Source organism: Brevibacterium sp. K11IcPPYGO002 (assembly GCF_050920635.1).
Taxonomy (GTDB): Bacteria; Actinomycetota; Actinomycetes; order Actinomycetales; family Brevibacteriaceae; genus Brevibacterium.
In genome coordinates this window covers 832,413-847,018 of record NZ_CP131929.1, presented here as the reverse complement: position 1 = coordinate 847,018, position 14,606 = coordinate 832,413, and the positions used below count along the sequence as shown (strand labels likewise).

Genomic DNA, 14,606 nt, shown 5'->3' with positions numbered 1-14,606 from the left:
GTGGTCCAAGAACCGCATAGCGAACGCGAACACCAAAAACAATGTCATGCGCACCCCACAAGGGCGCATTCTCTCATCACAACCAGAAAAGATTACTCACAGAAACACTCTCTCGCACACACCAACCCCACAAAAGGGAAAAGTTGATGAGTGATCGGTGTATTAGTACCAGTCAACTCCACACATTGCTGTGCTTCCATACCCGGCCTATCAACCCCATCATCTATAGGACACCTCCCCTGACAAAAGTCAGTTGGAAATCTCATCTCGGAGCCGGCTTCCCGCTTAGATGCTTTCAGCGGTTATCCATCCCGAACGTAGCCAACCAGCCATGCTCCTGGCGGAACAACTGGCACACCAGAGGTTCGTCCGTCCCGGTCCTCTCGTACTAAGGACAGACCTCCACAAATTTCCTACGCACGCAGCGGATAGGGACCGAACTGTCTCACGACGTTCTAAACCCAGCTCGCGTACCGCTTTAATGGGCGAACAGCCCAACCCTTGGGACCGACTCCAGCCCCAGGATGCGACGAGCCGACATCGAGGTGCCAAACCATGCCGTCGATATGGACTCTTGGGCAAGATCAGCCTGTTATCCCCGAGGTACCTTTTATCCGTTGAGCGACCACGCTTCCACAAGCCATGGCCGGGTCACTAGTCCCAGCTTTCGCTCCTGCTCGACACGTCCGTCTCACAGTCAAGCTCCCTTGTGCACTTACACTCGACACCTGATTGCCAACCAGGCTGAGGGAACCTTTGGGCGCCTCCGTTACTCTTTAGGAGGCAACCGCCCCAGTTAAACTACCCATCAGGCACTGTCCCTGAACCCGATCAGGGTCCGAAGTTAAGAAATCCACTATGGTCAGAGTGGTATTTCACCGATCGACTCCACCCCAACTAGCGTCGAGGCTTCCCAGTCTTCCACCTATCCTACACAAACCACACCGAATCCCAATACCAAACTATAGTGAAGGTCTCGGGGTCTTTCCGTCCTGCTGCGCGTAACGAGCATCTTTACTCGTAATGCAATTTCGCCGAGTTCGTGGTTGAGACAGCAGAGAAGTCGTTACGCCATTCGTGCAGGTCGGAACTTACCCGACAAGGAATTTCGCTACCTTAGGATGGTTATAGTTACCACCGCCGTTTACTGGGGCTTAAATTCTCCGCTTCACCCTTACGGGTTAACAGGTCCTCTTAACCTTCCAGCACCGGGCAGGCGTCAGTCCGTATACATCGACTTACATCTTCGCACGGACCTGTGTTTTTAATAAACAGTCGCTTCTCTCTGGCCTCTGCGACCACCACCAGCACATCCCACCGCAAGGGTGGTTCACCGGGATGGTCCCCCTTCTCCCGAAGTTACGGGGGCATTTTGCCGAGTTCCTTAACCACGATTCTCTCGATCACCTTAGTATTCTCTACTCGACCACCTGTGTCGGTTATAGGGTACGGGCAACACACACCCTCACGTCGATGCTTTTCTCGGCAGCAGAGGATCACCAGATCACCCCACCAATTGTGGGGCGCCCATCAGCTCTCACACACTTGTGGGGACGGATTTACCTACCCCCACGTGCTACAACCTTAGACCGTGACTACCATCGCACGGCCTGGCTACCTTTCTGCGTCACACCTCACGCTTACCGACTCCACACTCAGGTCCCACCCGCATCACCAAACACCAGGACCGAAGTCCCAGCGGGCGAATTGGATGGTTAGTCTCATGTGTTTTGGTACTGTCGGTTGTGTGTCGGTACCAGAATATCAACTGGTTGTCCATCGACTACGCCTGTCGGCCTCGCCTTAGGTCCCGACTTACCCAGGGCGGATTAGCCTAGCCCTGGAACCCTTGGTCATCCGGTGGACGGGTTTCTCACCCGTCTTTCGCTACTCATGCCTGCATTCTCACTCGAATCGCCTCCACCACTCGTTCACACGGCGACTTCACCGGCAACTCGACGCTCCCCTACCCAACACCACACCATTACGGCTAAACGTGGTGCTGCCACAACTTCGGCGGTGTACTTAGCCCCGCTACATTATCGGCGCTCAATCACTTGACCAGTGAGCTATTACGCACTCTTTCAAGGATGGCTGCTTCTAAGCCAACCTCCTGGTTGTCTTCGCAACTGAACATCCTTTCCCACTGAGCACACGCTTAGGGGCCTTAGTTGATGGTCTGGGCTGTTTCCCTCTCGACAATGAAGCTTATCCCCCACTGTCTCACTGCCACGCTGAACCTTGACTGGCATTCGGAGTTTAGTTGACGTCAGTAACCCGGTAGGGCCCATCAGCCATCCAGTAGCTCTACCTCCAGCAAGAACCACGCAACGCTGCACCTAAATGCATTTCGGGGAGAACCAGCTATCACAGAGTTTGATTGGCCTTTCACCCCTAACCACAGGTCATCCCCTCCATTTTCAACTGAAGTGGGTGCGGGCCTCCACGCGCTCTTACACACGCTTCACCCTGCCCATGGCTAGATCACTCCGCTTCGGGTCTAGGACACGCGACTAAATTCGCCCTATTCGGACTCGCTTTCGCTACGGCTACCCCACACGGGTTAACCTCGCCACGCACCGCTAACTCGCAGGCTCATTCTTCAAAAGGCACGCCATCACAGTCATCAAGATACTGCTCTGACGGATTGTAAGCACATGGTTTCAGGTACTCTTTCACTCCCCTCCCGGGGTACTTTTCACCATTCCCTCACGGTACTCATTCCGCTATCGGTCATCAGGAAGTATTTAGCCTTACCAGGTGGTCCTGGCAGATTCACACGAAATTCCACGAGTTCCGTGCTACTCGGGCAACGCACACACCACGACAGGTCAATGTTTCGTCTACGGGACTCTCACCCACTCCGGTCCTGTTTCCCACCAGGTTCGACTACACCAACACCAATCGCGGACCAGTCATGCTGAACCGGACCATGCACACCCCACAACACCCTGACAGCAACACCAGCACGCTTGACACTGACAAGGTTTAGGCTCATCCAGTTTCGCTCGCCACTACTCCCGGAATCATTGTTATTTTCTCTTCCTGCGGGTACTGAGATGTTTCACTTCCCCGCGTTCCCTCCACATGCCCTATATATTCAGACACGGGTCACCACCCTCACGAGTGGCGGGGTTTCCCCATTCGGAGACCCTCGGATCAACGCCTGTTTATCGGCTCCCCGAGGCTTATCGCAGATTTCCACGTCCTTCATCGGCTCCTGATGCCAAGGCATCCACCATGCGCTCTTACACACTCACCCAACCCCCTTTCAGGAATTGGCTTCGTGTGCGCGAAAAATTGTTTCATTCACCTCAACTAGATGATGACAAGAAAAATCACATTACATAAACAACACTTTCGTGTTGTTTGATGCTCGCGTCCACTATACGATTCTCAAACCACTACCAAACACCGGCCACCACACAGCACCATTTCGCTGCTGCCTGGCCGTCGGGTTGGTCCTGTTGGTTGAAACCACACCCACACACACTGTGCGGGGTTTGTGATTCCAGGACCCAATAACGTGTTCGTCCTAGCCCACCCGATCACCACCGTCGTCATGGCACACAGGCCACACCACGCTGGTTGGATGAGCGAAAGAAGTGATGTTCCACCCTTGAGCTCCCAACCAGAAACACGGACGGTTTCTGTTGTTGGGGTTCTGATGTGTGCTCCTTAGAAAGGAGGTGATCCAGCCGCACCTTCCGGTACGGCTACCTTGTTACGACTTAGTCCCAATCACCAGTCCCACCTTAGACGGCCCCCTCCCACAAGGGGTTGGGACACCGGCTTCGGGTGTTACCGACTTTCGTGACTTGACGGGCGGTGTGTACAAGGCCCGGGAACGTATTCACCGCAGCGTTGCTGATCTGCGATTACTAGCGACTCCGACTTCACGTAGTCGAATTGCAGACTACGATCCGAACTGAGACTGGCTTTAAGGGATTCGCTCACCCTCACGGGTTCGCCTCTCTCTGTACCAGCCATTGTAGCATGCGTGAAGCCCAAGACATAAAGGGCATGATGATTTGACGTCATCCCCACCTTCCTCCGAGTTGACCCCGGCAGTCTCCTATGAGTTCCCACCATCACGTGCTGGCAACATAGAACGAGGGTTGCGCTCGTTGCGGGACTTAACCCAACATCTCACGACACGAGCTGACGACAACCATGCACCACCTGTACACCAGCTCCAAAGAGAAGAACTGTTTCCAGAACGGTCCAGTGTATGTCAAGCCTTGGTAAGGTTCTTCGCGTTGCATCGAATTAATCCGCATGCTCCGCCGCTTGTGCGGGCCCCCGTCAATTCCTTTGAGTTTTAGCCTTGCGACCGTACTCCCCAGGCGGGGCACTTAATGCGTTAGCTACGGCGCGGAGAACGTGGAATGTCCCCCACACCTAGTGCCCAACGTTTACGGCATGGACTACCAGGGTATCTAATCCTGTTCGCTCCCCATGCTTTCGCTCCTCAGTGTCAGTTACAGCCCAGAGTCCCGCCTTCGCCACCGGTGTTCCTCCTGATATCTGCGCATTTCACCGCTACACCAGGAATTCCAGACTCCCCTACTGCACTCTAGTCAGCCCGTACCCACTGCACGCGCAACGTTAAGCGTTGCGTTTCCACAGCAGACGTGACCAACCACCTACGAGCTCTTTACGCCCAATAATTCCGGACAACGCTCGTACCCTACGTATTACCGCGGCTGCTGGCACGTAGTTAGCCGGTACTTCTTCTGCAGGTACCGTCACCTTACGGCTTCTTCCCTGCTGAAAGCGGTTTACAACCCGAAGGCCGTCATCCCGCACGCTGCGTCGCTGCATCAGGGTTTCCCCCATTGTGCAATATTCCCCACTGCTGCCTCCCGTAGGAGTCTGGGCCGTGTCTCAGTCCCAGTGTGGCCGGTCGCCCTCTCAGGCCGGCTACCCGTCGTCGCCTTGGTAGGCCATTACCCCACCAACAAGCTGATAGGCCGCGAGCCCATCCCCGATCGAAAAACTTTCCACCAACCCTCATGCGAGGGTAGGTCGTATCCGGTATTAGACCCAGTTTCCCAGGCTTATCCCGAAATCAGGGGCAGGTTACTCACGTGTTACTCACCCGTTCGCCACTCATCCACCAACAGCAAGCTGTCGGCTTCAGCGTTCGACTTGCATGTGTTAAGCACGCAGCCAGCGTTCGTCCTGAGCCAGGATCAAACTCTCCATAAAAAACTTTATGTCACGAATGAATCCCAGCAAGACAGCCAACCCCTCACGGGGTGAGAAGGTTGACCCATAAAATTACTGACCAAACACACCATCCACCCCACACAGCAGATGGTTCGGCGAAGAACCACCCACCAGGGGCGAACCAATGTTTGGCCAGGTGATTGTCTTACCAGAAAATAAATTGTTCTGGCATCACAACTTGTTCAAACAAACACGCTATTGGATTCTCAAACCACAAACACACACCCATCACCACACCACAAGATATAACTCTAGACCACCCCAGAGGCGACGTGCAAATCCAAAACCGACTTTCTCCACGTGACACCCACCACACGGTCTGCAGTGCTCAGCGATGCCACTTGCAGAGCGGCCGGCTGCACATCAGTCCCTGCACCAAACGAGCCCGAATGCCGCGCGATTCAGCTGCCCAGGCGTATAGCTTTGCGCAAGCGTGCGAGCTGCACGTCGATGACGGCACCCATCTCGGTGATCTCTGCCCGTCGGATCCCGCGTTCGACCGCCTGCGATCTCCACCCTTGGACTGCGCTCACGACCTCATTGAGCACTGACACAGCAGTCGGCTTCGTCAGATGGCAGAGAGAGGCGAAATCGAGCAGCGCCTCTGCTTCAACCTCCGCGGACACGACGCCATTGATCGCGGTCTGCCGTTCGACCGCGGGCTCCGGTTCCGGGTTGATGTCGAAAGCCGGGCTCAGCTGCCATCCCGCGTCCGCCCGTATGAAGCCATGGTTACGCAAATGATCGTCCGTATTGTGCAAAGCAACCGAGAATGCCACTCGGCGAAACAGTTCCGCACAGTCGCTGCGCCAGCTCCGGCTGTGGTCTTCGATAGCTTCGACGATATCGAGATAGTCACCGGCTTCTCCGTCCCGACGCCCGGTTGCTGTCATCGCACTCATATATCCGATCCGACGGTCGGCCGTACGATCGAACCTCTGCAGAAGAAGCACGGATCTCTCGTCGACGCTCAGCAACCGAGATTCAGAAGTGTCGATTCCGGCCCTACGGGCGAGCTCGAGTGCCAGACTCTCCCATGCGATGACGTCTCGATCGTCTCCGGGCCGGGAGAACTTCGCGATCAACAGTCGCCCCTCATCGTCCGCCACAGATGCTTTGGGCCGCGCCCCTCCCAGAGATCCTGTCCCAGCGTCAAGAAGGCGCTTCACAGCCGTGCCCGACCCTTCTGCGGCCCCATCGGCAGCCCGCTGCAGCTCGGGCAAGGAGAGCAGTTTCGGTACACGGTTCGTCGGGCTGAGGAAATCTTCTCCAGCCGCACGACGAAATCGCAGAGCCCCTTGCCGGGTGCGGTCGCTGACTCCGAGCAGGAAGTCGATGTCTGTCAGACGGCGGTCTCGCACGACGCCGTCGGCGACCTGCCGCCGATGCTCCTTCGCAACGAGGTTACGACCCCACCGGTCAGGAGAGCAGTCGGCGAATGCTCCCGGCAGACCAGGTACGCTGAATGGGGCTGTCGACAGCGGGAGCTCAGGGTCGATGGAATAGGCCCATCGAGTCCTCGCGTACTCATCCGAATATTTGAACGTCGTCGAGATCTGCCCCCGTGCGATGTGGAAGTACGCGGTGCCGACGAATACCGCCGTTCCGCCATGGTCCATCTCAACCCGGATCTGCTCACTCATCGACGGACCCTGTTTGGAAGTGTTTCAGCGGAACGTAATCTGCCGACATCGGTGCTCAGAGGATCAAATGCGGCGGACACATGGTCGAGCTGCCCCAGTGCCTGCATAACCGACATCACTGCCCCGATTGATACGCCTGCGTCACCACGTTCGACTTTCTGGAGCGTCGATCGAGAGATGCCGGCCCGCTCTGCGACTTCGACTGCCTTGAGCGATTGCATGAGTCGCCACCGACGAATCGAGGATCCGATCTCGCTGAGGCGGCGATCCACTTGTCGAGTGACGCTCATTTGGGCTCCTTATGAGTGCAATACTCACCACATAATCTATTAACGACTAGAATACGCGTCATTAGATCCACCGGCAATGCCCATTTCGAGCGAATCGGTGGCCGGCTCCTGTCCGGGTCGACTCCACACAATCTCTGCGCGTCAGTAAGAACACCGCTCATAGTCGACGGCGACCGGGCCGGAGAATACACGAATGGCCTCGCCCGACTCCCGCTCAGAGTCGGACGAGGCCATTTGCTACCTGGCGGGGGCGCAGCAACCCCGCGCCAGGTAGCCCGGCCCCCATCAGGTAGCAACAAGCACGGGCAACACACCTCATCGTGAATACACCTGACTTCCACAACTCGGCGCTGATTTCGCAAGTCAGTCCGTATTTGTGCTGGTCACAAGGTTGGGGATTGTGTTGGTGGGGCACTAATCGGCTGTCTACCATGGGGTTATGTCGCCTCGTCTACGGAAAGTCACCACTGCTTCTGGGGCCACAGCCGTGCAGATTGTGCGCAAACACCGTGGGAAAGTCACCGTCCTTGAGCACCTCGGGTCCGCTCACACCGAGGCAGAACTGACAGCCTTGCTCGCTGCCGGCGACGAGAAGCTCGCCGACTATGGGGCAGCCGAACAACTCGAGCTCGAATTGGGTTTACCTGCCGATACTGCTGCACCGCCACGAGCGCGAACCGTTGTGGGCTCACGGTCATCTGTCCTCATCGACGCCATCACCGCGTCGTGGAAGAGACTCGGTTTCGCTGACGTGATCGATGACAACGCCTTCTTCCAACTCGTGCTGGCACGATTGGTCGAACCTACCTCGAAGGCAGACAGTCTCCGTGTCCTTGCCGAGCTTGGTATCGAGCCACCGCATCACAACACGTTCCTCAACTGCCTCATCCGGGCCAACGAACGCGACTACCGCGGGAACATCGCAGAGAAGTGCTTCGCCCACAGTGTCGCCACCACCGGCATCAGTCTGCTCCTTTATGACGTGACGACCTTATATTTCGAGGCTGAGAAGGAAGACGCGCTGCGCCAGGTCGGGTACTCGAAAGAACGTCGCGTCGACCCGCAGATCGTCGTCGGACTCCTCGTCGATCGGACAGGGTTCCCGTTAGAGATCGGGTGTTTCGAAGGGGCGAAGGCAGAGACTCACACGATCATTCCCGTGATCAAAGCCTTCCAAGAACGCCACGGTGTCACAGACATGGTCGTCGCCGCTGATGCGGGCATGTTGTCGGCGAAGAATCTCAAGGAACTCGATGATGCCGGGCTGCGGTTCATTGTCGGGTCGAGGCAGACGAAAGCTCCACACGATCTGGCTACCCATTTTCGGTGGAACGGTGAGTACACCGAGGATGGGCAGATCATCGACACGATCACCCCGAAAGGTGTGAAGCGACTCGACCCGGATCGGGTGAAGGTCAGACGCGAACTCGTCTGGTCGGCTCAGGAACATCCGGACGCGTGGCGGGTGGTGTGGCAGTACCGGCGTAAACGGGCGATGCGTGATGAGCAGACTCTGAACCTGCAGCGCAACCGGGCATTGGCGATCATCGACGGGGAGAAGCCGGCGAAGAAGGCCCGGTTCGTGAAGGTCACGGACGAGGAGAAAGCCTTCGATGAGAAGGCTTACGAGCGGGCGATGAAGCTGACTGGATTCAAAGGCTATGTCACGAACATTCCCGCCGGGACCATGCCTGCGACCGAGGTCATCGGCAGCTATCACGACCTGTTGCACGTCGAGCAGTCTTTCCGGATGTCGAAGACCGACTTGAGGGCTAGGCCGATCTTTCACCGGAAGAGGGATGCCATCGAGGCGCACTTGACTGTCGTGTTCACAGCATTTGGCCGTATCGAGGTTCATGCAGGACGCGACTGGGATGTCGTTGAAGAAGGTCATCACGAGTTTGCGGCCGTTGCGGGAGTTCACCGGCCGAGTGGGTGGCCAAGACATCACCTTCGACCCTGAGGTCACTGGTGAAGCGAGAGAAATCGCGGCTGAGCTACTGCCGGACCGATTTTCGGGGCACTAAAATTGTGGAACTCAGGCCGGAGAATACACGAATGGCCTCGCCCGACTCCCGCTCAGAGTCGGACGAGGCCATTTGCTACCTGGCGGGGGCGCAGCAACCCCGCGCCAGGTAGCCCGGCCCCCATCAGGTAGCAACAAGCACGGGCAACACACTCTGGCATCACAACTTGTTCAAACAAACACGCTATTGGATTCGCGGGGTGTTAGCGTCCTGAGTATGAGCATCGAACCCGCAGACACATCACTGCCGAACGCCCAGGCTCCGATCGCCGTCATCGCCGGTGCATCGGGATTCATCGGCGGCGAGCTGCTGAATGCACTCACCACGTGGGGGTATGCAACACGGACGATCGGCCGCTCCCCCGCCTCGGCCGACGCCACCTGGGATCGTCCCGACCGAATCGCCGAGCTCGTCGACGGCGCCGATCTGCTCATCAACCTCGCCGGTCGCAGCGTCGGGTGCCGGTATACGGATGCCAACCGCCAGGTCATCTGGGACTCCCGCGTCGATACGACCCGCACTCTCAATACGGCCGTGGCGGCCGCCTCGGCGCCGCCGCGCCTGTGGATCAACTCGAGCACGGCGACCATCTACCGTCATGCGATGGACCGTCCGCAGACCGAGGACGACGGTGACATCGGCGAAGGGTTCTCGGTCGACATCGCCAAAGCCTGGGAGAAGGAGTTCTTCGCCGGGGACCTGCCCGCGACCAGACGAGTCGCGTTGCGAATGGCGATCGTGCTCGGTGACGGAGCGGCTTTGAACATGTTGGCCACAGCGGCCAGATCCGGTGCAGGCGGTGCCCAGTATGAAGGTCGCTGGTTCCCGCACCGGCGCTATCGCGGGATCGGCCCGGACGCTTCCGGGCCGACCGTCTGGCGGGGGCATCCGCCGACTCACGGACGACAGCGGTTCAGCTGGGTCCACATCGACGATGTGCTCCGGGCGATCCGGTTCATCGACGAACATGACGAGCTCAGCGGGCCGATCAACGTCTCGAACCCACAGGTCGCGGACAATCGCTCACTGATGAAAGCGCTGCGCACAGCAGTGCGCATGCCCGTGGGGATTCCTGCACCCAGGTGGCTGCTCGAGATCGGGATGACCGTCCTGCGTCAGGAGTCGGAACTCGTGCTCAAGAGTCGGTGGGTGCTGCCGACACGACTCGAAGCGGCCGGGTTCGACTTCAGGTGGACCGACATCGATGCGGCGACGAAGAACCTGCTGCGCTGAAGCGAGGTCACACGCTCAGCCGGCGGCCGCCTCGGTGGGGATTCCCTGCTCGACGCAGTCGGCGCAGTATGGTTGCAGGCCCTTGTCCGTGCAATCGATGCACCGCAGGTACTGCCTGCGGCACTCGAGGTTCGCACAGTTGACGAACTCCGGGGTCTTCTTGTCGCAGGACACACAGTGCCCGATGGATTCGACATTGTCCCCGAACTCGACGTGCATGCGCTTGTCGAAGACGTAGAGCGAGCCGTCCCAGTAGCCGGAGCTGCCGAAGGTCTCGCCGTAGCGGACGATGCCGCCGTCGAGCTGATAGACCTCCTCGAATCCGCGGTTCTTCATGAGCACGGACAGGACCTCGCAGCGGATTCCGCCGGTGCAGTAGGTGACGACGGGCTTGTCCTTGAGGTCGTCGTATTTGCCGGATTCGATCTCGGCGATGAAGTCACGCGTGGTGTCCGTGTCGGGCACGATCGCGTCCCGGAACTTCCCGATCTGCGCCTCCATCGCGTTGCGCCCGTCGAAGAAGACGACCTCCTCGCCGCGTTCGTCGAGGAGTTTGTGCAGGGCTCCGGGTTTGAGATGTTGGCCGCCGCCTTGGACTCCGTCGTCTGTCACGGTGATCTCGTCCGGGGTGCCGAAGGTGACGAGTTCGTCGCGGACCTTCACGCTCAGGCGTGGGAAGTCATCGCCCTGACCGTTCGACCATTTGATGTCTGCTCCCTTGAATGGCGCGTAGGACTTCGTCGCCCGCACGTACTGCTTCACGTCGAAGACGTCCCCTCCGACCGTGGCGTTGATTCCATCCTTCGATACGATGATCCGCCCTTTGAGACCGAGACCCTCGGCCAGGGTGTGCTGCCACAGCTTGACCGCTTCGGGGTCGGGCAGCGGGGTGAAGACATAGAACAGGACGATCTTGGGAGTTGCCATGGTTCCCATTCTAAGTGGCGTGCGACCGTCCGATTCCCAGCCGGGAACGGCCCATCCCTTCCCCGAGGCGGCCCTGCCGTGGACGCGCTTCGCCCTTGCGGTGGGGACACGGCTAAGATTGGCCGTGAGTGCCGTGTCGTATGAAAGGGCCCCGAAGAGGACATGACGTCTAACCTCAGCTCTGCGGATTCCACGCAGGTCGATTCCCCGCAGAATGCATCGAAGAAGGTCAAGGAGACGGTCGAGTTCGCAGCGGCGAACCCCGACGTCGAGCAGCCTTTCGCCGATCTCGGTCTCACGGCCGACGAATACGAGAAGATCAAGGCGATCCTCGGACGTCGCCCCACCTCGGCGGAATTGGCCATGTATTCGGTGATGTGGTCCGAGCACTGCTCGTACAAGTCTTCGAAGGTCCACCTGTCCAAGTTCGGTGACAAGGTCACCGAGGACATGAAGAAGCACCTGCTCGTGGGCATCGGCGAGAACGCCGGCGTCGTCGACATCGGGAACGGCTGGGCGGTGACCTTCAAGGTCGAATCCCATAACCACCCCAGCTACGTCGAACCCCACCAGGGTGCGGCCACCGGAGTCGGCGGCATCGTCCGCGACATCATCTCCATGGGTGCGCGCCCGGTCGCCGTGATGGATCAGCTGCGGTTCGGAGCCATCGACCATCCGGACACCGCCCGTGTCGTCCACGGCGTGGTCGCCGGCATCAGCAACTACGGCAATTCCCTGGGCCTGCCGAACATCGGCGGCGAGACCGTCTTCGATTCCGTCTATCAGGGAAATCCGCTGGTCAACGCCCTGGCTGTGGGTGTGATGCGGCACGAGGACATCCGTTTGGCCAACGCGTCGGGACTGGGCAACAAGGTCGTGCTCTTCGGTGCGCGCACCGGTGGCGACGGCATCGGCGGTGCTTCGATCCTCGCTTCAGAGTCCTTCGACGATTCGAAGCCGTCGAAGCGTCCAGCCGTGCAGGTCGGCGATCCGTTCGCTGAGAAGGTGCTCATCGAATGCTGCCTCGAGCTCTTCCACGCCGGTGTCGTCGAAGGCATTCAGGACCTCGGCGCCGCGGGAATCTCCTGTGCGACCTCGGAACTGGCGTCCAACGGCGACGGCGGTATGCACATCGCCCTCGATGACGTGCTGCTGCGCGATGAGACGCTGACCCCTGAAGAGATCCTCATGTCGGAGTCGCAGGAGCGGATGATGGCTGTCGTCCGTCCGGACCGCCTCGAGGAGTTCTTGCAGATCGTCGGCAAATGGGAGGTCGAGACCTCCGTGCTCGGCGAGGTCACCGACTCCGATCGTCTCATCATCGAATGGCACGGCGACGTCATCGTCGATGTGCCCCCGCGCTCTGTCGCTCACGACGGCCCCGTGTACAACCGTCCGTTCACCGAACCGTCATGGAGCGCCGAGGTGGCGGCGAACACCGTTGAGGCCGCTGGTTTGGCGAAGCCCCAGTCCGATGATGAGCTGCGGTCGACGATGCTGCAGCTCGCGGGGTCGCCGAACCTCGCCTCGAAGTCGTGGATCACCTCGCAGTACGACAAGTACGTTCAGGGCAATACCGCACTGGCCTACCCGGATGATGCCGGTGTCGTCCGCGTCGATGAGGAGTCCGGTCTCGGCGTGGCCATCGCCACCGATGCCAACGGCCGCTACAGCTTCCTCGACCCGGCGCGCGGTGCCCAGCTGGCTCTGGCCGAGGCCTACCGCAACGTCTCGACCTCCGGTGCCATTCCGCGTGCGGTCACCGACTGCCTGAACTTCGGATCCCCCGAGGATCCGGAGATCATGTGGCAGTTCGCGCAGGCTGTCGAAGGCCTCGCCGGCGCCTGCCAGGACATGGGAATCCCGGTCACCGGCGGCAACGTGTCCCTGTACAACCAGACCGGCGGAGTGGCCATCCACCCGACTCCGGTCGTCGGTGTGCTCGGTGTCTTCGATGATGTCACCCGCGCCACCCCGAGCGGCTGGCAGGAGCCGGGCCAGACCATCTATCTGCTCGGCACCACCGAGGCGGAGCTCGACGGTTCGGCGTGGGCCGACGTCACGGTGGGCCACCTCGGCGGTGTTCCTCCGCAGTACAAGCCGGCGGCGGAGAAGGAACTCGGCGAGATCCTCATCAACTGCTCGCGCGACGGCATGATCGATGCCGCGCACGATCTGTCCGAGGGTGGACTGTCGCAGGCACTCGTCGAATCGTCGCTGCGCTATGGCACCGGCGCCCGGATCTGGCTCGACGAGGTCTGCGAGCGTGACGGCATCGACGTGTTCACCGCACTGTTCTCCGAATCGGCGGCGCGCGCGATCGTCGCCGTGCCGCGGTCGGAAGAAGTCCGCTTCAAGGACATGTGCACGGCACGCCGGTTCCCGTTCGTGCGCATCGGCATGACCGATGCCGGCGACGGAGCTCCCGAGCTCGAGGTCGTCGACCACTTCCAGGTCGGCCTCGACGAACTCGGCCAGGCCCACGAGGGTACCCTGGCTGATCGCTTCGGCGGCAGCGTTGCGGCGGTGACCGAAACCGCCGTCTGACACTGGCGGCGAAGACTGACTCCCGGACGGCCTCTCGGCCTCGACAAAACCAGCTGCGGTTGGTCCTCTCGAGGCCGAGAGGCCGTCTCGCTGTCGCGCTGTGTCCAAATCGCCCTGCTGGGCGTGACGGTCACGAAAGCGAGTAAGCAGCCTTCTCACCTTGGCGCTTGCTGCGGCTCTAGCGGTCACGCAGCGGTCCGATCAGGCCCCAGGCAAGAGCGGTGAAGACGGCGACGATCGTCCAATAGATCAGCCAGAAGGAATCAGCCAAGCCCGCGATCGCGATTCCGATGGCCAGCAGTGCGATGGTGATCGTCGAGGCGGTCAGGCAGCGCAGCCAGTATCCGAGACTGGTGCGGGTCGGTACGGCAGGCAGTTCCACTTCGTTGGGGTCCTTATGCCGACGGGCGAATCGGCGGTCGACGCGGGCGATGGCCTCCGGACCGAAGACGACGGAGAAGCCGACGTAGAACGCAGCCATTCCGTGACTGAAGTCCGACGACGATCCCCGGTGCAGATCAATGTATGTCAGGCCGACGATGAGGATGTCGATGAGCGGGGTGGATACGAGGAGAACTGTCGAGACCGTTCTCCAGTGCATCAGATACCGCGCGCTTACTCCGGCGAGCAGAACGATCCAGAACAGTACTTCACCGGCGATGATGAACAACAGCATCAGGTTCCTCGCTCAATCGCGTGGGTTTGCC

Annotated in this window: 6 protein-coding genes, 2 rRNA genes and 1 pseudogene; 3 read left to right on the top strand and 6 right to left on the bottom strand. The window is 59.5% G+C overall.

Features of this window, described 5'->3' with window-relative positions; translation table 11 throughout:
• Positions 1-142: 142 nt before the first annotated feature.
• The 4 genes from QYM46_RS03750 to QYM46_RS03735 all read right to left on the bottom strand — a co-directional run bounded on the left by QYM46_RS03750 (position 143) and on the right by QYM46_RS03735 (position 7,165).
• A 23S ribosomal RNA gene (locus QYM46_RS03750) occupies positions 143-3,262 on the bottom strand.
• Between the two features lie 420 nt (positions 3,263-3,682).
• A 16S ribosomal RNA gene (locus QYM46_RS03745) occupies positions 3,683-5,211 on the bottom strand.
• Together the 16S and 23S rRNA genes form the textbook arrangement of a ribosomal RNA operon.
• 422 nt (positions 5,212-5,633) lie before the next feature.
• Entirely contained in the window at positions 5,634-6,875 is a 1,242-nt protein-coding gene (locus tag QYM46_RS03740) for a type II toxin-antitoxin system HipA family toxin (protein ID WP_432790916.1), read from the bottom strand.
• A complete protein-coding gene (locus QYM46_RS03735; protein ID WP_169251377.1) occupies positions 6,872-7,165 on the bottom strand; it encodes a helix-turn-helix domain-containing protein in 294 nt (97 codons plus the stop codon). Before QYM46_RS03735 ends, QYM46_RS03740 begins: the two co-directional genes overlap by 4 nt.
• 439 nt (positions 7,166-7,604) lie before the next feature.
• On the opposite strand from QYM46_RS03735, the pseudogene QYM46_RS03730 reads away from it, so the two are divergent.
• Together QYM46_RS03730 and QYM46_RS03725 are read left to right on the top strand one after the other, a co-directional pair.
• Positions 7,605-9,192, top strand: a pseudogene (locus tag QYM46_RS03730) (IS1634 family transposase).
• A gap of 216 nt (positions 9,193-9,408) precedes the next feature.
• On the top strand, positions 9,409-10,425 hold the full coding sequence (locus QYM46_RS03725) for an epimerase (protein ID WP_432790915.1): 1,017 nt from the start codon (positions 9,409-9,411) through the stop codon (positions 10,423-10,425).
• A 15-nt stretch (positions 10,426-10,440) separates the two neighbouring features.
• On the opposite strand, the gene QYM46_RS03720 is transcribed toward QYM46_RS03725, so the two are convergent.
• Positions 10,441-11,352, bottom strand: a complete 912-nt coding sequence (locus QYM46_RS03720; RefSeq protein WP_432790914.1) for a rhodanese-related sulfurtransferase — start codon at positions 11,350-11,352, stop codon at positions 10,441-10,443.
• A 162-nt stretch (positions 11,353-11,514) separates the two neighbouring features.
• Between QYM46_RS03720 and purL the strand changes: the two genes are divergently transcribed.
• Positions 11,515-13,899, top strand: a complete 2,385-nt coding sequence (gene purL, locus QYM46_RS03715; RefSeq protein WP_432790913.1) for a phosphoribosylformylglycinamidine synthase subunit PurL — start codon at positions 11,515-11,517, stop codon at positions 13,897-13,899.
• A gap of 178 nt (positions 13,900-14,077) precedes the next feature.
• Here purL and QYM46_RS03710 read toward each other — a convergent pair whose 3' ends face one another.
• On the bottom strand, positions 14,078-14,575 hold the full coding sequence (locus tag QYM46_RS03710) for a hypothetical protein (RefSeq protein ID WP_432790912.1): 498 nt from the start codon (positions 14,573-14,575) through the stop codon (positions 14,078-14,080).
• Positions 14,576-14,606 lie beyond the last annotated feature (31 nt).